This is a genomic window from Acidovorax sp. SUPP3434 (assembly GCF_030159015.1).
In the GTDB taxonomy this organism is placed as follows: Bacteria; Pseudomonadota; Gammaproteobacteria; order Burkholderiales; family Burkholderiaceae_C; genus Paracidovorax.
In genome coordinates this window covers 1-21,353 of the sequence record NZ_BQXL01000025.1, presented here as the reverse complement: position 1 = coordinate 21,353, position 21,353 = coordinate 1, and the positions used below count along the sequence as shown (strand labels likewise).

The window sequence follows — 21,353 nt, the reverse complement described above, 5'->3', positions numbered from 1 at the left end:
GGCGGGCCCAGGTGGCGGGCACCGGCCTCATTCCTTTTCTTCGCCGGGCGGCACCTTCAGGCGGTCGTTGCGGACCTCCTTCATCATGGCTTCGCCATCGGGGTCTGTGTCGTCCACCGGCACGCTGTCTTCCTGGGTGATTTCCGGCTCGTCATCGCCGTGGGGGTGCTTGGGGGTGTTCATCGTGTCTCCTGGGGCGGAAATACAGGCCGGGCAGGCCCTGGCAGGGCTGGCCCGGGCGGTCGGCGAGCGCCGACTGTGCTCGATCAAGGCTGCAGCAATTCCGGCTGCGTGCGGATGGAGGTGCGATCGCGCTGGTCCTTGAGCTTGCCGAGGGCGCTGTCCAGTGCGCGCTGCAACTTGGCTTCGGCGCCGCGGAAGGCTTCGTCCACCGTGGGTGCGTTGTGGGTGGCAACGACGGGCGCATGCTGGGGCACCAGCGCTTCGATCACGCAGCGCTTGTCGTCTGCGCCGCCCCGGTCATGGTTGACGTCCGACAGGTGCACCTCGACGCGCCGCACGCCTTCGTTGAACCGCGACAAATTCTTGCGGATCTCCGCATCCGCCCAGCGTTCCAGGCTCTCGCGGTTGTCCATGCCATTGCCCGTGTTGATGTGAATTTCCATGAGATCTCCTGATGCAGATAAGAGCGCCCAGAGTGCCTTGGGCGGTCCCGCCGCCCTGTAGGCCGAGGGAGCATGGGGCCGTGCGCAGGGTCCTTTGTCACGTTGCGTGACACCTGGGCTGAAGCGCCCCTCACATCGCTCAGCCGTGGCGCTGTGCCCCGTGGAAATCGAAAAAAAAGCCATGCGGGTGCCTTGGCATGGGGCGGATTCGCCTGTTAAATTTCGTAAGAGGGGTGAGAGGTGCTGCAGGCGTCGAGCCATGCACCAGGAGCGGAAGACGCAGGAGGTTTTCCGGACAGCGGCCCCGAATCTTTGCCGCGACCCGAGCGTCGTTGCACGCCCTGTGTCCCGGTTCGGGAAGGGGCATCCGGCAAAGAAGTCGTTTCTCAAAAAATCAGAACGGGTTGCGCCATGCACACGATTTCCTCTTGCCCGCGGCATCGCCGCCATGCCATCGCGGCGTTGATCGCCTGTACGGCTTCTTTGCATTTCGCCGCGGCGAATGCCGCCGATGTCAGCATCACGCTGCCCCCTGGCGGCGGCTTCAGCGTGCGCAGCAGTGGCGGCACCGATGAGCGCCTTCGGGTGCAGTCCGATGGCGCGGTCCTGTTGCCTGCGCTGCCTGCCTCGCCGCAGCAGGGCCAACTGGCATGTTTCGACGGCGCTTCGGGCCGCCTGGGGAGTTGTTCCCCGGCCGCTGCTTCGGCCTTGGCGGGGCCCACCGGCGCGACCGGTCCGGCCGGGGCTGGCGGAGCGACAGGTGCCACGGGCGCGCAGGGAGCGACCGGCGCAACCGGGTCATCGGGCGCGACCGGCGCGACGGGGCCCATCGGATTGGCCGGCGCCACCGGTCCGGCGGGCCCGCAAGGCCTTCAGGGCGTGATGGGGGCCACGGGCCCGACCGGTGCGGCGGGCGCCACCGGCACGGCGGGTGCGACCGGGGCCACCGGCCCTGCGGGCACTGGCGGGGCGGTGAGTGCGGTGTCGATGGCTGCGCACAACACGGCAGGCTCCACCATCGCCGTTCTGCTGGGGGGCACCAATGTGCCGATGCCGCAGGCGCAGAACCTCGGCGGTGGCTTTCTCGCCAATGGTTCCAGCGACGTCTTCACGGTGCCCACCACGGGCCGCTACCGCGTGAAATACGCCATGCGCACCACCGCCGCCACCCTGGCGAGCGCCCGGGTGCTGATCAATGGCGCCTCCTATCCCGCCTTGACCGAGGTGCCCAGCACGTCGACGAACCGGTATCTCGGCGAGACCATCGTGACGCTGATCGCGGGCTCCACCTTGCAGGCCCAGTTCTATGGGATGTTGGGCTCGGTGACCTTGGACGGCGGGGCGGGCGCGACCCTGATCGTCGAGCAGATGGACTGACCCCATCCGATGGGCGCACGGGCGGGCGCCGGGCCCACCGCTTCGCTAGCGGGCGGGCAGAAGATCCGCCACCCGTTCGGCGGGCCGGCACAGGCGCACGCCCCGCGGCGATACCACGATGGGGCGGTTGATGAGTGCGGGGTGGGCGGCCATGGCATCGAGCAGCCGGGTGTCGTCCAGGGCCGGATCGGCGAGTCCCAGTTCGGCATGCAGCGGGTGCTTCTCGCGCAGCATGTCGCGCGCCGGCACGCCTGCCCGCGTGACCAGCCATGCCAGCATGGCACGCGAAGGCGGGGTCTTCAGGTACTCGACCACATGCGGCTCGATGCCGCTCGCACGGATCATCGCCAGCACGTTGCGCGAGGTGCCGCATTCCGGGTTGTGGTAAATGACGACGTCGGGTTCGAGGGCGCGGTCGGGCAGGGCAGGGGAGGTCACAGGCGGGGCTTTCGGCAAGGGGGCGGGCTGCGCCAATGACGCGGCACTCGGAAGGGGCGCGTGCGTGGGCGGCGAGCCCGTCATTTTCCGATCGTGGCGTCCTGCGCCGCGCCGGTGGCCGAGCGCAGGCGGTTGGGCGCCAGGGCACCGGCCGAGTCCAGGATGGGATAGGCGATCGAGCAGATGTGCGAGTTGATGCGCTTGAGTTCGCTGATCAGGTCGATGTGCAGCGAGCTGGTTTCCATGCTCTGCACCGTCTTGTCCGCCAGGCGCACCAGGTGGGTGGCGGCGTAGGCGCGCTCCAGGTCGCGAAAGCGCGCTTTTTCTTCGAGCAGCTTCTGCGCGTCGCGCACCGTGCCGTTGAGGAACACGCTCATTCCCAGGCGCAGGTTGTTGATCAGGCGCTCGTGCAGCTCCGTGATCTCGGCCATGCCGGCGTCGGAGAACTGGCGGCCCTTCTTGATCTTCTTGTCTTCGATGTCCAGCAGCACGCGTTCGATGATGTCGCCGATCTGCTCCATGTTGATGGTGAAGCTGATGATGTCGGTCCAGCGCCGGCTCTCGTCCTCGCCCAGCGCCTCGCGGGAGATCTTGGTCAGGTAGTACTTGATGGACGAATACAGCTCGTCCACCTCGTCGTCCATCTTGCGCAGGCGTTCGGCCAGTTGCACATCATTTTTCTTGATCACATCGAGCACGCCCAGCAGCATGGTCTCGACCACGTCGGCCTGGTGCAGCGCCTCGCGGGCGGCGCAGGAAATGGCCAGCGACGGGGTGGACAGGGCCGACGGGTCCAGGTGGTGCGGCCGCAGGCTCTGCGCGCCCACGGGCTTGGGCAGCAGCCGGGTCACCCAGGTGGCCACCCATTGCGTGAAGGCGATGAACCCCAGGCTGATGACCACGTTGAAGCCCAGATGGAACAGCACCACCCCCTGTGCCGTGCCCGGCATGTGGGGCTGTACGTAGCGCAGCCACAGCCCCGCGAAGGGGGCCACCAGCGCCACGCCCATCAGCTTGAAGACGAGGTTGCCCACGGTCACCTGCCGCACCTCCACGGCCGACTTGGCCGTGGTCAGCACGGCCAGCAGGCCGCTGCCCAGGTTGGCACCCAGCACCAGGCCCAGGGCCACGTCCAGCGGCACCACGTGCGAGGCGGCCATGGCCGAGATGAGCAGCACGATGGCGAGGCTGGAGTACGCGATCACGGCCAGCACCGCGCCCATGACGATCTCCATCACGATGTCGCTGTTGAGCGAGCCGAGCATGGCCTTGATGATGGGCGAGGCCAGCATGGGGCCGCTGGCCTGCACCACCATTTCGAGCGCCAGCAGCATCAGCCCCAGCCCGATGAGCACGCGCCCCACGCGCCCGGCCGAGCTGGACTGGCGGGTGATGAACAGCACCACGCCCACGAAGATGAAGAGGGGGGACAGCCACGACAGGTCGGTGGAGAACAGCACCGACATGAGGGCCGTGCCCACGTCGGCCCCGCGCATCACCGCCAGCGCGGCGGGCAGGGTGATGAGCCCCTGGCCCACGAACGACGAGGTCATGAGCGAAGTGGCCGTGCTGGACTGCACCAGGGCCGTCACGCCGATGCCCGACAGCGCTGCCGTGAAGCGGTTGCCCATGCTGCGGGCGAGCATGGTGCGCAGGTTGGCGCCGAACACACGCAGCACGCCCGTGCGCACCAAGTGGGTGCCCCAGACCAGCAGTGCCACGGCGGCCAGCAGATTCAACAGGTGCTTCATGAAAGGGATCGGATGCTTCACCCGGGGGCGGTGCTCAGGGCTCCTGGCCTGCCTGCCGTTCCGGGAGTGACAGCATACTCCTGAATCCATAGCAGCCGGCCAGCAACCACGGGCCTGGGCGGGTCGGACCGCTGTGCCGGGTGGCCTGGGTGGCACGGGGTGGTCCGGGTTTCGCGTGCCGGGCAAGGGCTTCGGGTGATGCGGAGCGGCGGGTAAGGCCCGTTCCTACCCTCGGCCCTTCCACTCAAGCATTCAAGGGAGAAGCCATGGTCCAGTTCACAGGAGTCACGTCGCCGCCGCGCGTTGCCCGTTCCGTTGCCGAACGCGGAAAGCAAGTCGTCCCGGCGGCAAAGTCGAGTTCCATGCCGCAGCCCGCGCTTGGTCTGCAAGGCAGGTCCCGGCATCCACGCACATCCGCTGGGGACGCCGGGGCGTCACCGACGCATGCGGCCTCCCACGTGAACCGTCCCCGATCAAACGTGGGCATCCGCATTCAGTCATCGCCGGCCGGCACCGAGGATGTCTCGAAGACTTCTGTTGCCACCGTGGCGAAGTCCCTGGACGCAGTCCTTCATCAGCACGATCGGGCGGCGCAAGGAATCCTCAAGATGTTGGGCGAGCCGAAAGGGTATGCCGACGATGCGCAGAAGTCGGTGGCGGACAACCTCGCGGCCGTGCAGGCCCAGATTCGGAATCTGCAAAACATGCTGCGGTTCAGAGACGCTGCGCTCGGTGCGCAGGCAGAACTGCGCAAGGAGATCAACCAGTTAGACGGCCACGAGCAACGGGGGCGCTACAACCAGTGGGCCCAGGCCGCATCGGTGAACCTGGAGGCGGTGTTCCAGGAAGCGGAGGCTGCGGTGAGCGACATGCAGGCGCGACTGGCGGGGACCCCTGAATCGGACGCTGACTCGGATACGGACGTCTTCATGGACGCGCTGTCGGATTGGGACGCGGATCTGGCAATGGACACGGAAACAGAAGCAGCGACGGAAACGGAAACGAAGGAGAGCGTGGAGATCGAAGTCGAGGTGAAGGCGAACGTGGCGTCCACCCAGTCGGAATCTCCGAAATCGGTTGCCAGCCCCCGTGCCGGTGACGTGATCGCATCTACCCAGCCGGTGTCCAGCGCTTCTTCGACCGAGGGCTCCGCACCGGCTTCCCCCACACACGTAGCCAGCACGGCGGCTGCCGAATCAACCGCCGCGCTGGCACAGAGAGCGGCAGACGAAAAGCGCCATGAAATGGCGCAGGCCCTGTTGTCGCTCCGCACCATGAACACGAGATATCACGTCAGTGGCGTGCTGGAACTCCTCGGAAACGTCCAGGCGATGGGCAGGAAGATCCAAAACCTGGAGCAGGTGCTGGCGAGTAGAGATGAACTGCTTCAAGGCCATGACGATCTGGTGGAACAACTGGCCGACGAAACGGTGAGCGCCCGGCTGGATCCTCGGCAGCTCAAGCAGTGGCGCGATGCGGCGGCCATGAACCCTGGAGCGAAATTCAGTGAAATAGCGGCATCGATCAGCGACATCAAAGCCCGCATGCGCAACGGTGTGGAGCATCTGACCAGGATCGAGGGCTACTCCATGGCAGAGATTTTCCCGAGGAGCCGATGAGCGAAGCCGTGCCGAGCGGCCCCCATCGCGGCAAATGGGTTTCGGTGGACGAGATCCTCAATCGATGAGCTGCCCCGCCTCGTGAAACGGATACGGCCCGGGATACGTCCCGCTGGCCGCGATGTGGCTGACCAGCCGCCCGCCCTGCGGCAGCGCATGCACCGCGAAGCCGGGCGGCTCCAGCGTCCAGGCCGAGGCGGCGTCGGGCGCCAGGTCCAGGCACACCTGGTGCGCGGGCGATGGCACGGTCGCTGCCAGCGTCCCGCCGAAGCGCACCTGGATGGCGCGGTGCAGGTGGCCGCAGACCACCCGCTCCACGTTGGCGTGCCGCGCCACGATGGCCTCCAGCGCTTCGGCGCCTTCCAGCAGGCCGATGGCGTCCATGTGGCCGATGAGCGTGCGAAACGGCGGGTGGTGCATGGCGATCACCACGGGCCTGCCGCGGTGCGCTTCCAGTTGGCGCTCCAGCCAGGCGAGCCGTGCTTCGCACAGGCCGCCTTCGCTGGCGCCGGGCACCACGGTATCGAGCGCGATGAGCTGCAGCCCACCCACTGGCACGCTGTATTGCACGAAGCCTTCTTCGCCCAGGTAGGCGTGCTCGGGAAAGCTGGCGCGCAGTTGCTCGCGGTCGTCGTGGTTGCCGGGCAGCAGGTAGAGCGGCATGGCCCCGAGCGGCGCCAGCAGTTCGCGCAGGTGGTCGTATTCCGCCGGCCGGCCGAAGTCGGTCAGGTCGCCGGTGACCACGACGGCATCCGGGCGCTGCGGCATGCGCAGCACCGTGTCCACGGCCTGGCGCAGGTAGGGAGCGGTGTCCAGCCGGCCATAGGCCAGCCGGCCGGGCTCGCGGATGTGCAGGTCGGAGAGCTGCAGGAGCAGGGTGGTGGTGTTCATGCGGGTCATGCGCTGAGGCTTTCGGTGACGGACAGCAGGCGGTGCGTGGCGATCCGAAAGCCTACCCGCTCGCCCTCGCGCGCGGGATGGTCGCGGTGCACATCGGCCAGGAGGGGCGCATGCCCCGAAACGGCCAGCGTGAGCTGCACGCGGTCGCCCAGGAAACTGCGGCGCGTCACGGCGGCGCTGCCCCAGTCGGGCAGGGTCGGGCCCACCTCGACGTCCTCGGGGCGCACAAGCAGAGCGTCGGCCGAAGCCGAAAGGGCGTCGCAGGCCTGCAGCGCCGTGAGGTGCGGCAGTCCCCGCGCTGCGCTGGGGTCCACGGCCGGCACGATGCGGTTCACCCGGCCCAGGAACGTGGCCACGAACGGGTGGCTGGGCGCGCGGTAGAGCGCCTCGCCGTCGCCCACCTGCACGATGCGGCCGGCATGCATCACGGCCAGGCGGTCGGCAATGGCCAGGGCTTCCTGCTGGTCGTGGGTGACGTGGATCGCCGTGATGTGCAGGCGGCGCAGCAGGTCGGCCAGTTCGTCGCGCAGCGATTCCTTGAGCTTGGCATCCAACGCGGTGAGCGGCTCGTCCAGCAGCAGCACGCGCGGGCGTGCTGCCACGGCGCGGGCCAGGGCCACCCGCTGGCGCTGGCCGCCGGAGAGTTCGGCCGGGCGCTTTTTTTCCAGGCCGCCCAGGCGCACCAGATCGACGAGTTCGCCCACGGTGCGGCGGCGCTCGCTTTCGGCCACCCCGCGGATCTTGAGGCCATAGCCGATGTTGGCCTGCACCGTCATTTGCGGAAAGAGCGCGTAGTGCTGGAACACCATGCCCACGCCGCGCTGCTCGATCGGCATGCGGGTCACGTCGGTGTTTCCGAAAGCGATGCGGCTGCCCGCATCGGGGGCCTCCAGCCCGGCGATCAGGCGCAGCAGCGTGGTCTTGCCGCAGCCCGACGGTCCGAGCAGCGCCATCACCTCGCCGGGCTCCACGGTCAGGTCGGTGGGCTGCAGGCCGCGGGTGCCGTCGGCATAGGTTTTGGCGCACTGGACCACGTCCACGCGCGTGCGTTCAAGTTCCATGGTGTTTCTCGATGAAGGTGCCGATGGCCTGCAGGCCCCACAGCACGGGAAGGATGACGATCAGAAAGACCAGCGTGTAGGCCGAGCCGATCTCGATGCGCATCGATGCATAGCTGTCGGCCAGCCCCACGGGCAGTGTGCGGGTGAGCGGGGTGTGCAGCATCCAGGTGAGATTGAATTCGCCCACCGAGAGCGTGAACACCATCAGGCTGCCCGCCACGATGGCCGGCAGCACGGCCGGCACCAGCACGCCCAGAAAGCGCTGCGCGAAGCTGGCGCCCAGCGAGCGCGCGGCCTCTTCGAGCGAGCGCAGTTCGTTCTTCTGGAATGCCGATCCCACGGTGCGCACCATGAAGGGCAGCGTGAACACCATGTGCCCCACCAGGATGAAGGCGAAGCTCTGGCGAAAGCCCGAAAGCTGCCCATAGGCGAGGATGAGCGCCAGCGCGCTGGCCAGGCCCGGCACGGCGACGGGCAGGGTGAGCAGTTCTTCGAACAGCCGGGCCCAGCGCGAGCGGCTGCGCGCCAGGGCATAGGCGCAGGGCACGCCCAGCAACAGGTTGCCCAGCACGCACAGCAGCGCGAGCACCAGGGACCAGCCCACCGTGCCGCCGTAGTTCTCCCACACCTCGCCCAGCCAGCGCAGCGTGAGCCCGCTTTTCAGGCCCACGCTGTAGTTGTTGACCAGACCGGCCATCACCGAGAGGGCGATGGGCGCGATCATGAACAGCGCGACCAGGGCGGTCAGCGCCATCAGCAGTGCCGGGGCCTGTCTTGCGTTTCGCATGGTTTCGGCTCCTTCAGAAAGCGGTGGTGCCGGACACGCGGCGCGACACCCACAGCACCATCCAGGTGATCAGCCCGAGCGTGATCGACAGGCTGGCGGCCAGCGCGAAGTTGGCATAGTTGGTGAACTCGTTGTAGATGGTGATGGGCAGAACCTCGAACTTGGCCGACAGCGTGAACGCCGTGCCGAACGCGCCCATGGCCGTGGCGAAGACGATCGCGCCGCAGGCCAGCGTCGTTGCCGCCAGTTCGGGTACCCACACATCGCGTGCCACGCGCCAGCGCGAGGCGCCCAGCGAGCGAGCCGCTTCTTCCAGCTGCGCATCCATGCTGCCGGCTGCCGCCGTGTAGGTGGCGATGGCCCGCGGCAGCGAGAAATACAGATACGCCAGGAACAGGCCAGTGAGCCCATAGGCGAACGTGGTGCGGCCGGCGCCCAGCGCCTCCGACAGGTCGGCCACCAGCCCCTGCCGCCCGCCCAGCAGGATCATGAAAAAGCCCACGATCACACCGGGGAACGACAGCGGCAGCGTCAGCAGCGACAGCAGCAGCGCACGGCCATGAAAGCGCTGGCGCGCCAGCGTGATGCCCACCAGCGCACCCAGCACCAGCGTGGCCAGCGTGACGGCGAGCGACAGTCCCAGCGTCTGCAGCAGGCTCTGCAGATAGCGCGCATGGGTCAGCACCGCGAAGTAAGTGTCCCAGCCCCTGGCCGCCGGCAGGGCCAGCAGCAGGGCGACGGGCAGCAGCCAGAACGCCGCGAAGAACGCCACGGCAGGCGCGGCGCACGCCAGCAGCACCGGGCGCGAGGGAGCGGAACCACCGTGGCGCATGGCGTTACTGCACTTCCTTCAGATAGCGGTCGGAGAACGCCTTCTGCGCAGCCGCCATGCGGCCGTAGTCCACGGTCTTGGCGCGCGCGTAGTCGCTGGCCGGCAGGAAGCGGGCCTGCACTTCCTTGGGCATGGCATTGGCGCGCACCGGGCGCAGGTAGGCGTTGGCCCACAGCGCCTGGCCTTCGTCGGACAGCACGAAGTCCAGCACCTTCCTGGCCTCTGCCGCATGCGGGGCATTGGCCACCAGGCTCATCACGTAAGGCACGACCACGGTGCCTTCCGCAGGGATGACGAACTGCACGTTGGCCTGGTCCTTGTACTTGGCGCGGTAGGCGTTGAAGTCGTAGTCCAGCAAGATGGCGATCTCACCCGACAGCACGCGGGCGTAGGCCGTCTGCTTGGGCACGATGGGCTCGTTCTTCTGCAGTGCCTTGAAGTAGTCGATGCCGGGGGCGAAGTTGTCCATGGAGCCGCCGCGGGCCTGGTTGACCGCCACCGCGCCCACGTAGCCCACGAAGGCCGAGGCCGGGTCCAGGTAGCCGATCAGGCCCTTGTAGTCGGGCTTGAGCAGGTCGGCCCACGACTTGGGCACCGGCTTGCCCTTGAGCGCATCGACGTTCACCATGAAGCCGAGCGTGCCCGAGTGGATGGTGAACCAGTGGCCCGCCGGGTCCTTGAGGCCTCCCGGAATGTCCTTCCAGCCGGCGGGCTGGTAGGTGCCCACCACGCCGTCTTTTTGCGCCTGGATGGCGAACGTCACGCCGAGGTAGGTCACGTCGGCCACGGGGCTTGCGCGCTCGGCCACCATCTGGGCAAGGGCCTGGCCGGAGTTCTTGTTGTCCGGCGGCACGGTCACGCCCGTGCGGGCCTTGATGGCCTTGAGCTGGCTGCCCCAGTCGGCCCATTCGGGCGGGCAGTTGTAGCAAATGGCGGTTTGCGCCATCGCGGCGGCGCCGGAGGCCAGGCCGAAGGCCAGCACGGTGGTGCGGATCAGGGTTTGCAAGGTGTGTTTCATCGAGGGCTCCAGAAAAGCAGAACGAAGGAAGGGATGGGTTGGGGGAGTGGGTTGCGGGATTTGTCGGTCAGGCGCCTGCGCAGGATTCGCCGGCACGGAAGCGATGGGGCAGCGTCAGGCTGGCCTGTGGCGTCAGCGGCGCATCGGCGGCCATGGCCTGGATCAGCAGTTCCACGCTGCAGCGGCCGATGTCGGCATTGGGCTGGGCCACGGTGCTCAGCACGGGGGTCAGGTCCTGCCCCAGCGCGATGCCGTCGAAGCCCACCACGCTGAGATCGCGCGACACGGCGAGGCCCGCCTGGTGGGCGGCCCGCAGGCAGCGGATCGCAATCAGGTCGTTGGAGCAGACCAGGGCGGTCGGGCGCTCGGCCCCGCGCAGCCACTGCGCCACGTCCTCCACCGCGGTTTCCACGAAAGGCACTTCGATCACCGGCGCCTGCGCCAGCCCGGCAGCGGCCATGCCGCGTCGAAAGCCGCGACAGCGCTGCTGTGCGCGGTCCGAGGCGGCCAACTGGCCGCTCACCATGGCGATGCGCCGGTGCCCCAGGGCCACCAGCCGTGCCACCAGGTCGGCCACGGCGCCTTCGCTGTCCACCGAGACGCAGGGGTGGCCGGGGTGCCGGTTGTAGGCCAGCACGTAGGGCAGGGCGGATGCCGCCAGGCGCGCGAGCGCTGCGGAGGACTCGGGCTGCGAGACCACGAGGATCATGCCGTCCACGTCGCCTGCCAGCAGCAGATTCACGGCCCGTTCTTCCTGCGCGATCACGTAGTCGGTGGTGAACGGCAGGATGGCATAGCCCGCCAGCGCCGCGGCGCGCGCGATGCCTTCAAGGCATTCCGCGAACACGGGATTGAGCAGCGTGGGCAGCACCACCCCGATGACGCGGCTGCGCTGCGTGCGCAAGGTGCGGGCGCTGGCGTTGGGCGCGTAGCCCATGCGCTCGGCCACGCCGAGCACGAGGTCGCGCGTGGCGGGGGTGACCTTGTCCGGCAAATTGAATGCGCGGGACACGGTGGCGACCGAAACCCCGGCTTCGCGGGCGACGTCCTGGATGGTCATGGGAATGGAATGGGGCTGGAAAAGGCCATGTAATCGATTTCATGGCATTGGAGCGGGGCGGCGTGACGGCGTGATGACAGCTTGGGCTTACCCACGGGATTGCGCTTCGTCTGCGCATGAAATTGTTCGCACGGCGCATTCGCGAAAGGTTCCTGGTGGGGCACCCTATGGCCGGCATAGACTTTTTTCCCTCGCGGTCGCACTGGAGCTGCCATGGTTACGCCTCTTACCTCTCGCGAGGCCCGGCCTGCGCAGCGGGCCGTAGTGCCTGGCGCCGATGCGTTGACGGTGCCTCATCCCATCTCCGCGTCGGCTTCCCGAACGTCTTTTGCCGGACTGCCAGCGCGTGCGCCATCGTCCGGGGGGCTTCCTCCGCGCCAGTATTTCCCTTTTTCAGGCGCGGCAATGCACCAGCAGAACAACGCTCGGCTGCGTCCCTACGTCATGGCCCGCGCAATCGATGGCCGGGTGGTGGACAGCGCAGACCTTGCCCGGCTGAGGCTGGCCAATCGAACGGTCGATGCAGTTCGGGAAATGCTGCCTTTAGGTCGGGGCAATGTGGCCAGCGATATCGAGCGCACGCGGGGAGAAAGCGCACGCAGAAGCGTTGCTTGCAATGCCATGACGTACCAGTTGATCCAGATGGCAGGGTGGCCACCGGTGCAGGCACGGTCTACAGCTGCACTGTTCGCGCAGACGGGAACTTGCGACGAGCATGCTGCGCCCGGCGTCATGTTGCATGCACCCTTTTTGCGGCAGGGCGAGGTGCTGTATCAAGTGACCTCTTCGCAGATCGGCCATGTGTGGGCCGAGTGGAGGCAAGAGGCGAATCCTCACAGTGCCTTTGCGTTGGTCTTGGACCCGTGGATGGATGGCCCTGCCGTGTTCGCGTCCGATGGCCAACTGTCGGACGAGCCCAAGAGCACCCAGTCTTATTTCAACTTTTCTCAGACCTCCGGCCTGGCCGCAAAAGCCCGGACGGATTGGCTGATTGCGAGTAACGGGCTGGGGCTGGCTGCGATGTTCTTTCAGGCGCGCGCAACGGTTGCGCCGGATTACCGTTGGCCGCCCCACCACACCTATCGTGGCATGCCGGTGATCAGCCGGGCTTTCGAGTTACGCGTCCAGACCAAACTCAATCGTGCGGTCGACATCGCCAAGGCCACCCAGTTCGGTGTTTCCAGCGATGCGCTTGCGGCACCACCCAGTCTGCAAAAAGCCCGGCGCAGGCTGCTCAATGACACTCTCGCAGTTGGCGTGGCCCGCGAGATGAAGCCCGGCCTCAACATTCGGGATGCGCAAAAGGAAGTGCCTGGCCTTCTGTATGGCGCGAAGTACCAACTTCGCAAAAGCCGCTGAAATTTCCGGGTGCGAGCCCTCCGCAGTCGGGCCCACCCGACCACGGCTCAGGACGAGCGCTTCACCCGCAGCAACTCATCCAGGATCAGGCAGGCCGCTCCCACCGTGATGGCCGAGTCCGCCAGGTTGAAGGCCGGAAAGTGCCAGCCCCGCGCGTGGAAGTCCAGGAAGTCCACCACGTAGCCGTGCATCATGCGGTCCACCACGTTGCCCACGGCGCCGCCCAGGATGCTGGACAGCGCGAAGCAAAACAGCTTCTGCCCGGGATGGGCGCGCAACTGCCACACGATGAACAGCGTGGCCGCCACGCCAATGCCCGTGAACACCCAGCGCTGCCAGCCGCCCGCATCCGCCAGGAAGGAGAACGCCGCACCCGTGTTGTGCGCACGCACGATGTTGAAGAAGCCGGTGATGTAGGTGGCATCGCCCAGCCGGTAGTAGCCCAGGATCAACGTCTTGGTGAACTGGTCCGCGATCAGGATCAGCAGTGCCCAGACGAGCCAGGGCCACATCTTGCCGCCCGCGGAGGATGAAGACGAATAGCTGCTGCGGGCCATCACGCGTGCTCCCGCGCTTCGCCGGCGCCATACAGGTTGCTGGTGCAGCGGCCGCACAGCGTCGGGTGGACCGGGTCCTGGCCCACATCGCTGCGGTAGTGCCAGCAGCGCTCGCACTTGGTGTCGGTACTGGCCTGCACGCTGATCCGCAGCGCATCGCCCGCCACCAGTTCGATCGCGGACGTGATGAAGACGAACTTCAGGTCGTCGCCCAGGCTGGCGAGCAGCGCGTGGTCTTCGGGGGCGGCGGTCAGGGTGACCGTGGCCTGCAGCGACGAGCCCACCTGGCCGGCCGCGCGCAGCGCTTCGATTTCCTTGTTCACCGCATCGCGGATGGCGCGCAGGCGGGCCCACTTGGCCAGCAGCCCTTCGTCGGCGCCCGCGATGGAGCCATAGGTTTCCAGGAAGATCGATTCGGAGGTGCCGAACACCTTCCACGCCTCTTCCGCCGTGAACGACAGGAAGGGCGCCATCCAGCGCAGCATGGCGTGCGTGATCTGGTACAGCGCGGTCTGGGCGCTGCGGCGCGCCAGGCTCTTGGGCGCCGTGGTGTACAGGCGGTCCTTGAGCACGTCGAGGTAGAAGCCGCCCAGGTCTTCCGAGCAATACAGCTGCAGCTTGGCCACCACGGGGTGGAACTCGTACACCTGGTAGTGAGCCAGCACTTCGGCTTGGAATTCGGCGGCCCGCGTGAGCGCATAGCGGTCGATCTCCAGCATCTGGTCGAACGGCACGGCGTCGGCCTTCGGATCGAAGTCGCTCACGTTGGCCAGCAGGAAGCGCAGCGTGTTGCGGATGCGGCGGTAGGCGTCCACCACGCGCGCCAGGATCTTGTCGTCGCCGGCGATGTCGCCCGAGTAGTCGCTGGCGGCCACCCACAGGCGGATGATCTCGGCGCCGAGCTTCTTGTTGATCTCCTGCGGGTCGATGCCGTTGCCCAGCGACTTGCTCATCTTGCGGCCCTGGCTGTCCACGGTGAAGCCGTGGGTCAGCAGGCCCTTGTAGGGCGCGCGGCCCTCCAGGGCGCTCGCCAGCAGCAGCGAGCTGTGGAACCAGCCGCGGTGCTGGTCGTGGCCTTCAAGGTACAGGTCGGCCTCGGGGCCGGTGTCGTGGTGCACGTTCGGGTGCGTGCCGCGCAGCACGTGGAAGAAGGTGGAGCCGGAGTCGAACCACACTTCCAGGATGTCGGTGCTCTTGGTGTAGCAGGCGGCGTCCTCGGCACCCAGGATCTCTTCAGGCGTCACGCGGCTCCAGGCCTCGATGCCGCCCTTCTCGACGATATCGGCCGCCTGGTCCATGATCTCCATGGTGCGCGGATGCAGCTCGCCCGAGTCCTTGTGCAGGAAGAACGGGATGGGCACGCCCCAGCTGCGCTGGCGCGAGATGCACCAGTCGGGCCGGTTGGCGATCATGTCGTGCAGGCGGGCCTTGCCGTTCTCGGGGTAGAAGCTGGTGTGCTCGATGGCCTCCAACGCCGTCTGGCGCAGGGTCTTGGGCGCCTTGTCCTTCGTGAACACGCCTTCGCCTTCGTCCATGCGGATGAACCATTGCGCGGCGGCTCGGTAGATCACCGGGGTCTTGTGGCGCCAGCAGTGCGGGTAGCTGTGGGTGATGTCCTTGGTGGCCATCAGGCGGCCAGCGTTGCGCAGTGCCTCGATGACGACCGGCACGGCCTTCCAGATGTGCTGGCCGCCGAACAGGGGGAAGTCGGCCGCGTAGGTGCCGTTGCCCTGCACGGGGTTCAGGATGTCGTCCAGCGCCAGGCCGTGTGCGCGGCAGGAGTTGAAATCCTCCAGGCCGTAGGCGGGGGAGGAGTGCACGATGCCGGTGCCGTCGTCGGCCGTGGCGTAGTCGGCCAGGTACACGGGCGACAGGCGCCGGTAGCCATGGCTGCCGTCTTCGCTTTTCACGTCGTAGAGCGGGTGTTCGAACTCCAGCCCGCCGAGCTTTTCGCCCAGCGCCGTGGCGAGCACCTGGCCGGTGAGGCCGTAGCGTGCCATGCAGTCTTCCACCAGCGATTCGGCCAGCACCAGCAGGCCGCGCTCGGTGTCCACCAGCGCATAGGTGATTTCGGGGTTCAGGTTCAGCGCCTGGTTGGCGGGGATGGTCCAGGCGGTGGTGGTCCAGATCACCACGAAGGCATCTTTCTGCAATGCGCTCAATCCGAAGGCAGCGGCCAGCTTCGTGGGCGCGTGCGCCTTGAAGGCCACGTCCAGCGTGGTGCTCTTCTTGTCCTGGTACTCGATCTCGAACTCGGCCAGCGACGAGCCGCAGTCGAAGCACCAGTACACGGGCTTCAGGCCCCGGTACACGAAGCCGCGCTCCATCACGCGCTTGAACGCCCGGATTTCGCCCGCTTCGTTGGCGAAGTTCATCGTCTTGTAGGGGTTGTCCCATTCACCCAGCACGCCCAGGCGCTGGAAGTCGCCCATTTGCTGGGCGATCTGCTCGGTGGCATAGGCGCGGCTCTTGGCCTGCATGTCGTCGCGGCTCAGGTTGCGGCCGTGCTTTTTCTCGATGGCGTTCTCGATCGGCAGGCCGTGGCAGTCCCAGCCGGGCACGTACAGCGCGTCGAAGCCTTCGAGCTGGCGCGCCTTGGTGATCATGTCCTTCAGGATCTTGTTCACCGCATGGCCCATGTGGATCTGGCCGTTGGCGTAGGGAGGGCCGTCGTGCAGGATGAACTTCGGTGCGCAGCAGCGGGCGTCGCGCAGCTTCTTGTAGATGCCTTTTTCGTCCCATTCCTTCACCCAGCCCGGCTCGCGCTTGGGCAGGTCGCCGCGCATCGGGAAGGCGGTGTCGGGCAGGTTGAGCGTGGCGCGGTAGTCCGTGCCGGTGGAAGGGGTGGGGGTGGCGTTCGTGTTCTCGGACATGGCAAGACCTAAGGAGCGGGCCGTTCCGGGCCATGGCCTGGAACGCAGGAAGAGAAAGAAGATGAGGGGGCGGACGGGGCCGCAGGGCTGCGCTGCGGCACGGGGACCGTCAAATTCGGTCGCGCGTGGTCTGGCGACGGGTCTCGGCGTGCGTGGAGGCGGAGAAATACGCCCGCGCGTCATCGCAGTCCCTGGCGATGCCGCGGGTGAGGGCGTCGAAGCTGTCGTATTTCAGCTCGTCGTGCAGTTTGTGCAGGAGTTCCACGCGGACGATTTTACCGTACGCCCCTTCGGCCCCCAGATCGCGGGGCCAGTCCAGGCAGTGCGTCTCCAGCAGCACGCGGCCGCCGTTCACGTCCCGGGGATCGAGCGACGGGCGCACGCCCAGGTTGGCCACGCCCGGCAGGGGCTCGGCGGCCAGGCCGTGCACCCGCACCACGAAGATGCCGCCCGCAGCGGGCTTCCAGTGGGCAAAACGCAGGTTGAGTGTGCGAAAGCCGTCGCCGGCGCCCTCGCGGCTCGCGCCCAGTTCACGGCCGAGCTTGCGCCCGTGCACCACGTGGCCCGAGATGGCATAGGGCCGGCCCAGCAGCCGCGCGGCGTCTTCCATGCGGCCGGCGGCCAGGGCCTCGCGCACGGCCGAGCTCGATACCCGCAGGCCGTGCACCTCGTAGCTGTTCATGCGGGCCACTTCGAAGCCCTGGCTGCGTCCGGCGCCGTCCAGCATGGCGTAGTCGCCCGCGCGCTGCGCGCCGAAGCGGAAGTCGTCGCCCACCAGCACGTAGCGCGCGCCCAGGCCGCGCACCAGCACGTCCTCGATGAACATCTGCGGCGGCTGGCTGGCCAGCCGTTCGTTGAAGGGCAGCACCACGGTCTGCTGCACGCCGCAGCGGCGCAGTTCGTCCAGCTTGTCGCGCAGGGTGCCGATGCGGGCGGGGGCCAGTTCGGGGCGCTGGCGGGCGCCGGCGAAGTAGTCGCGCGGGTGGGGCTCGAACGTCAACACGCAGCTGGGCACGCCGCGGTGGGCCGCCTCGTTGTTCAGCAGCGCCAGCATGGCCTGGTGCCCACGGTGCACGCCGTCGAAATTGCCGATGGTGAGAGCGCAGGCCGATGCAATGTCGGGGTGATGGAAGCCTCGAAAGATCTTCATCGGAGTGCTTTACTTTTGATAGCGCCGTGCGCAGGTGTATCAAGCGCTGGACGCCAATTTGTCATGAACGGAGTATATTGTGAGCCACAGGCCGGCCTTGGCACGCCGCCCGTGAGACATCAGCGTTCCGAATCCTTGTGTGCATCGTTGTTCCAGGAGGCGAGTTGTGAAGGTCTTGAAGTTGTCGGCCCAGGGGCTGCCCCAATCGTGGATTTCGCTGGAACAGGCGGTCATTCACTATGCCGCGGGCGAGGTGCGCTGGGAATCCGGCGCGCAGATCGCCCGGTTCCGCGGCGGCCACAATGCCGTGACGGGCGAGCAGTCGGTCATCGGTGTCAACAGCATCATCGGCACCAAGGGCGTGCCGTCCATCAACCCGTTCAACCTCAAGCCCAGCCTGACCAACGGCAAGCTCTTCGCCCGCGACCGCAACGTCTGCGCGTATTGCGGCGGGCACTTCCACGAAGAAGACCTCACGCGCGAGCACATCGTGCCCTATGCGCGCCAGGGCGTGGACCACTGGATGAACGTGGTCACGGCCTGCCGCCCCTGCAACCACCGCAAGGGCCCGCGCACGCCCGAGCAGGCGCACATGCCGCTGCTCTATGCGCCCTACGTGCCCAGCCTGTGGGAGGACTTCATCCTGCGCAACCGCCGCATCCTGGCGGACCAGATGGAGTTTTTGATGGCGCACGTGCCCAAATCGTCCCGCCTGCTGGACTGATCGAAAAAAAGCGCCTGCGCAGGTACTTTCCCCGAGGGCCGGGGGCCGGGGCTGCGGGAATAATCCTGCCTCCTTTGTCACAACGCCCCCTGGGGGCTCAGATCGGACCGTTTCCATGCGCATTGCTTCCCGCCGCCTGTTGCTGGCCGCCGCCGTTGCCGGCTTGCCCATTCTTCCCGTGTTCGCCCAGCAGGCCAAGGAAATCAAGGTCGGCTATGCGCTGGCGATCAACTCGCATTACGGCGCGGCCGCCCAGGCCTGGGCCGACACGGTCGAGAAAGGCACCAACGGCGCCTTCAAGTTCAAGCAGTTCCCCTCCAGCGCCCTGGGTGGCGAGCGCGAGCTGATCGAAGGCCTGCAGCTGGGCACCGTGGAGGCGGTGATCGTCTCCACCGGCGCCCTGAGCAACTTCGTGCCCGATGTGGGCGTGGTGGACATTCCCTTCCTGTTCCGCGACACGGCCCACGCCCGCGCGGTGCTGGACGGCCCGTTCGGCCAGGACCTGCTGGGCAAGTTCAAGGGCCGGGGCCTGATCGCCCTGGCCTGGGGCGAGCAGGGCTTTCGCCACCTGACCAACAACAAGCACCCGGTGAGCACGCCGGCAGACCTCAAGGGCCTCAAGATCCGCGTGACCGAGAACCCCGTGCACATCACGGCCTTCCGCACGCTGGGCGCCTCGCCCACGCCCATGTCCTGGCCCGAGGTGATCGGTGCGCTGCAGCAGGGCACCATTGACGGCCAGGAAAACCCGATGTCGGTGATCGTGTCAGCCAAGCTGCCGCAGGTGCAGAAATACCTCTCGCTGACCGGCCACGTCTATGCGCCCATGGCGCTGATCGTGTCGCCCAACCTCTGGTCGAGCCTCAGCGATGCGCAGAAGGCCAGCTTCACCCAGGGTGCCAAGGCGGGTGCGGCGGCCTCGCGCAAGTTCGTGGACGACGTGGAGCAAAAGGGCCTGGCCGACGTCAAGGCGGCCGGCATGCAGGTCGTGGAGTCGGTCGACAAGTCGGCCTTCCAGAAGGCCCTGGAGCCCGCCTACAAACAGTACGCCACCAAGTTCGGCCAGAAGACGCTGGACCAGATCACCGGCACGAAGTGATGGTGGCCGGCGCGACCGGAGCCTGTCCGGCGTGCGCTTTTCCTCTGCCCGGCCTGGCCGGGCTTTTTCCTTTGTGGTCGACCGACCGATAGATTGGCACCGGCAGGTGCCCTCCCTCCCATGCTGAACCGATTCGAGCGCGCGCTGGTGGCCTGCAACCGCTGGCTGCTCATCATCTTGCTGCTGGCCATGGCCTGCATCGTCTTCGCCAACGTGGTGCTGCGCTACACCACGGGCGATTCCATCGTCTGGGCGGAGGAGGTGGCCCGGCACCTGATGATCTGGGGCACGTTCCTCGGGGCCGGACTGGTGCTGCGCTTCGGCGGGCACGTGGCCATCGACAACCTGCACCACACGCTGGGGCCGACTGGCGCGCGCTGGCTGCGCGGGCTGATCGTGGCGGGGCTGGGCGTGTTCTTCCTGGTGATGGCGTGGTTCTCGGTGCAGTACGTGTGGGCCACGCGGTTCCAGACCACGCCTGCCACCGACATCGCGTTCGCCTGGATCTATTCGGCGATGCCGGTGGGCTTCCTGCTGCTGTTCGTGCACCTGCTGTTCATGGCCCGGGGCTATGTGATTCATGGCAGCTATGTCGAGTCCGACGAGATGGACGCCGAGTCCGCTGCGTCGCTGTGATGTTCCGAAGGACCTGACCATGGCCATCACCCTCTTCGTTTCCGCCATCGTCCTGATGGCGCTGGGCTTTCCCGTCGCATTCGCGCTGGCCATGTCGGCCGCGATCGCGGTGTTCGTGGGCGGGCGCTATCCGCAGCTGATCGTGTTCAAGGAGATGTTCACCGGCATCGACAGCTTCCCGCTGATGGCGGTGCCGTTCTTCATCCTCGCGGCCGAGATCATGTCCGGCGGTGCACTCACCGTGGTGCTGCTGCGCTTCGCGGCGCAGTTCGTGGGCCACCTGCGCGGCGGGCTGGGGCATGCCAACATCCTGTCGCTCACGCTGTTCTCGGGCATCTCGGGCTCGGCCCTGGCCGATGCGGCGGGGCCCGGCTCCATGATGGTCAAGATGATGGACAAGGCCGGCTACTCGCGCGCCTACGCAGCGGCGCTCACCGCCAGCACCGCCATCGTGGGCCCCATCATTCCGCCCTCGATCATCATGATCATCTATGCGCTGCAGGACGAGCAGGTGTCGGTGGGCGCGCTCTTCATCGCCGGCTTCGCGCCCGGGCTGCTGATCGCCGCGGCCATGGCGCTCGTCAACTGGCGCGTGTGCGTGCGCCGCGACTACCGCTCGCGCGAGCCGCGGCCGAGCCGTGCGGAGATGCTGTCCAACAGCATCCGCGCCATCCCGGCGCTGATGTTGGTCGTGCTGATCCTGGTTGGCATCCGCTTCGGGATCTTCACGCCCACCGAGGCGTCGGTGGTGGCGGTGTTCTATGCGCTCATCTGCGGCAAATGGATCTACCGCACGCTGGAGTGGAAGGCGCTGCCCCACATCGCCGCGCGCTCGGCCTTGCTGACCGCATCGGTGCTGCTGGTGGTGGCGGCGTCGGCCGCGTTCGCCTGGGTGCTGACGATCGAAGGCATTCCCCAGCAACTGGCGGAGACCATCGTGGGGTGGAACCTGTCGCCCGTCACCTTCCTGATCGCGGTGAACATCCTGCTGCTGCTGTTCGGCATCTTCATGGAGCCGCTGCCGGGCGTGATGATCCTCGTGCCGATCCTGGCGCCCATCTCGGCGGCGCTGGGCATCGATCCGATCCACTTCGCGATGGTGGTGATCGTCAACCTCACCCTGGGCATGATCACGCCGCCCGTGGGCGGGCTGCTGTTCGTGACCTCGGTGGCCACCAAGGTGCCGCTGGCGGCCCTCACGCGGGAGCTGCCGCCCTTCCTGCTGGCGCACCTGGCGGTGCTGATCCTGCTGACTTTCGTGCCGGCGATATCGACCTGGCTGCCGCACGCGCTGGGGTTCTGACCCCGCGCACGAGGGCATGAAAAAAGCGCGGCAACGGCCGCGCTTTTTCTTTGGGGGTGACCCGTCCTGAATGAGGTTGACACCTTTCTGTTCATCAGAAAGGAAAGTCAAGTGGATCAATGGGTTAAGAGAACGCAGAAGGACTACACACTGGCCTTTAAGCTGGCGGTGGTGGATCAGGTA

20 protein-coding genes are annotated in these 21,353 nt (G+C 67.2%); 7 read left to right on the top strand and 13 right to left on the bottom strand.

Features of this window, described 5'->3' with window-relative positions:
* Nucleotides 1-27: 27 nt before the first annotated feature.
* Nucleotides 28-183 carry a hypothetical protein gene (locus AVKW3434_RS22960; protein WP_284407664.1) on the bottom strand — a complete coding sequence of 52 codons (156 nt, stop codon included), beginning with the start codon at nucleotides 181-183 and terminating at the stop codon, nucleotides 28-30.
* Between the two features lie 83 nt (nucleotides 184-266).
* The gene (locus AVKW3434_RS22955) at nucleotides 267-626 is read right to left on the bottom strand and encodes an HPF/RaiA family ribosome-associated protein (RefSeq protein WP_284395245.1); all 360 of its coding nucleotides are present in this window, start codon (nucleotides 624-626) and stop codon (nucleotides 267-269) included.
* Nucleotides 627-1,037: 411 nt separating this feature from the next.
* Here AVKW3434_RS22955 and AVKW3434_RS22950 point away from each other — a divergent pair, with 411 nt between their 5' ends.
* Nucleotides 1,038-2,003, top strand: a complete 966-nt coding sequence (locus AVKW3434_RS22950; RefSeq protein WP_284407663.1) for a BclA C-terminal domain-containing protein — start codon at nucleotides 1,038-1,040, stop codon at nucleotides 2,001-2,003.
* Nucleotides 2,004-2,048: 45 nt separating this feature from the next.
* Here AVKW3434_RS22950 and arsC read toward each other — a convergent pair whose 3' ends face one another.
* Together arsC and AVKW3434_RS22940 are read right to left on the bottom strand one after the other, a co-directional pair.
* Nucleotides 2,049-2,441, bottom strand: a complete 393-nt coding sequence (arsC, locus tag AVKW3434_RS22945; protein WP_349816844.1) for an arsenate reductase (glutaredoxin) — start codon at nucleotides 2,439-2,441, stop codon at nucleotides 2,049-2,051.
* A gap of 80 nt (nucleotides 2,442-2,521) precedes the next feature.
* Complete coding sequence (locus AVKW3434_RS22940) at nucleotides 2,522-4,192, bottom strand: Na/Pi cotransporter family protein (RefSeq protein WP_284395241.1); 1,671 nt, start codon at nucleotides 4,190-4,192, stop codon at nucleotides 2,522-2,524.
* Nucleotides 4,193-4,671: 479 nt separating this feature from the next.
* On the opposite strand from AVKW3434_RS22940, the gene AVKW3434_RS22935 reads away from it, so the two are divergent.
* The gene (locus AVKW3434_RS22935) at nucleotides 4,672-5,811 is read left to right on the top strand and encodes a hypothetical protein (protein WP_284407662.1); all 1,140 of its coding nucleotides are present in this window, start codon (nucleotides 4,672-4,674) and stop codon (nucleotides 5,809-5,811) included.
* A 57-nt stretch (nucleotides 5,812-5,868) separates the two neighbouring features.
* Here the strand turns inward: AVKW3434_RS22935 and AVKW3434_RS22930 are convergent, their stop codons facing one another.
* The 6 genes from AVKW3434_RS22930 to AVKW3434_RS22900 form a co-directional block, all read right to left on the bottom strand.
* Complete coding sequence (locus tag AVKW3434_RS22930; protein WP_284407661.1) at nucleotides 5,869-6,711, bottom strand: phosphodiesterase; 843 nt, start codon at nucleotides 6,709-6,711, stop codon at nucleotides 5,869-5,871.
* Nucleotides 6,708-7,772: an ABC transporter ATP-binding protein gene (locus AVKW3434_RS24255; protein WP_349816843.1), complete on the bottom strand. Its 1,065-nt coding sequence runs from the start codon at nucleotides 7,770-7,772 to the stop codon at nucleotides 6,708-6,710. Before AVKW3434_RS24255 ends, AVKW3434_RS22930 begins: the two co-directional genes overlap by 4 nt.
* Nucleotides 7,762-8,559 (bottom strand): ABC transporter permease, encoded by a 798-nt coding sequence (locus AVKW3434_RS22915; RefSeq protein WP_284407660.1) that lies wholly within the window; start codon nucleotides 8,557-8,559, stop codon nucleotides 7,762-7,764. Before AVKW3434_RS22915 ends, AVKW3434_RS24255 begins: the two co-directional genes overlap by 11 nt.
* Nucleotides 8,560-8,572: 13 nt before the next feature.
* Nucleotides 8,573-9,391 (bottom strand): ABC transporter permease, encoded by an 819-nt coding sequence (locus AVKW3434_RS22910; RefSeq protein WP_284407659.1) that lies wholly within the window; start codon nucleotides 9,389-9,391, stop codon nucleotides 8,573-8,575.
* 4 nt (nucleotides 9,392-9,395) lie between these two features.
* Entirely contained in the window at nucleotides 9,396-10,409 is a 1,014-nt protein-coding gene (locus tag AVKW3434_RS22905; protein WP_284407658.1) for an ABC transporter substrate-binding protein, read from the bottom strand.
* A 67-nt stretch (nucleotides 10,410-10,476) separates the two neighbouring features.
* Nucleotides 10,477-11,469, bottom strand: a complete 993-nt coding sequence (locus tag AVKW3434_RS22900) for a LacI family DNA-binding transcriptional regulator (protein ID WP_284407657.1) — start codon at nucleotides 11,467-11,469, stop codon at nucleotides 10,477-10,479.
* Between the two features lie 405 nt (nucleotides 11,470-11,874).
* Here AVKW3434_RS22900 and AVKW3434_RS22895 point away from each other — a divergent pair, with 405 nt between their 5' ends.
* Complete coding sequence (locus AVKW3434_RS22895; protein WP_284407656.1) at nucleotides 11,875-12,828, top strand: hypothetical protein; 954 nt, start codon at nucleotides 11,875-11,877, stop codon at nucleotides 12,826-12,828.
* Between the two features lie 47 nt (nucleotides 12,829-12,875).
* Here the strand turns inward: AVKW3434_RS22895 and lspA are convergent, their stop codons facing one another.
* The 3 genes from lspA to AVKW3434_RS22880 form a co-directional block, all read right to left on the bottom strand.
* Nucleotides 12,876-13,385: a signal peptidase II gene (lspA, locus tag AVKW3434_RS22890; protein WP_272564652.1), complete on the bottom strand. Its 510-nt coding sequence runs from the start codon at nucleotides 13,383-13,385 to the stop codon at nucleotides 12,876-12,878.
* Complete coding sequence (gene ileS, locus AVKW3434_RS22885; protein ID WP_284407655.1) at nucleotides 13,385-16,258, bottom strand: isoleucine--tRNA ligase; 2,874 nt, start codon at nucleotides 16,256-16,258, stop codon at nucleotides 13,385-13,387. Before ileS ends, lspA begins: the two co-directional genes overlap by 1 nt.
* Nucleotides 16,259-16,367: 109 nt before the next feature.
* Nucleotides 16,368-17,408 (bottom strand): bifunctional riboflavin kinase/FAD synthetase, encoded by a 1,041-nt coding sequence (locus AVKW3434_RS22880; RefSeq protein WP_284407654.1) that lies wholly within the window; start codon nucleotides 17,406-17,408, stop codon nucleotides 16,368-16,370.
* 166 nt (nucleotides 17,409-17,574) lie between these two features.
* On the opposite strand from AVKW3434_RS22880, the gene AVKW3434_RS22875 reads away from it, so the two are divergent.
* The 4 genes from AVKW3434_RS22875 (at nucleotide 17,575) to AVKW3434_RS22860 (ending at nucleotide 21,170) form a co-directional block, all read left to right on the top strand.
* Nucleotides 17,575-18,132, top strand: coding sequence for an HNH endonuclease (locus AVKW3434_RS22875; RefSeq protein ID WP_284395223.1), 558 nt, complete (start codon nucleotides 17,575-17,577; stop codon nucleotides 18,130-18,132).
* A 115-nt stretch (nucleotides 18,133-18,247) separates the two neighbouring features.
* The gene (locus tag AVKW3434_RS22870; protein ID WP_272564647.1) at nucleotides 18,248-19,231 is read left to right on the top strand and encodes a TRAP transporter substrate-binding protein; all 984 of its coding nucleotides are present in this window, start codon (nucleotides 18,248-18,250) and stop codon (nucleotides 19,229-19,231) included.
* A gap of 120 nt (nucleotides 19,232-19,351) precedes the next feature.
* Nucleotides 19,352-19,867 (top strand): TRAP transporter small permease, encoded by a 516-nt coding sequence (locus AVKW3434_RS22865; RefSeq protein ID WP_284407653.1) that lies wholly within the window; start codon nucleotides 19,352-19,354, stop codon nucleotides 19,865-19,867.
* Nucleotides 19,868-19,886: 19 nt separating this feature from the next.
* Entirely contained in the window at nucleotides 19,887-21,170 is a 1,284-nt protein-coding gene (locus AVKW3434_RS22860) for a TRAP transporter large permease (protein ID WP_272564644.1), read from the top strand.
* Nucleotides 21,171-21,353 lie beyond the last annotated feature (183 nt).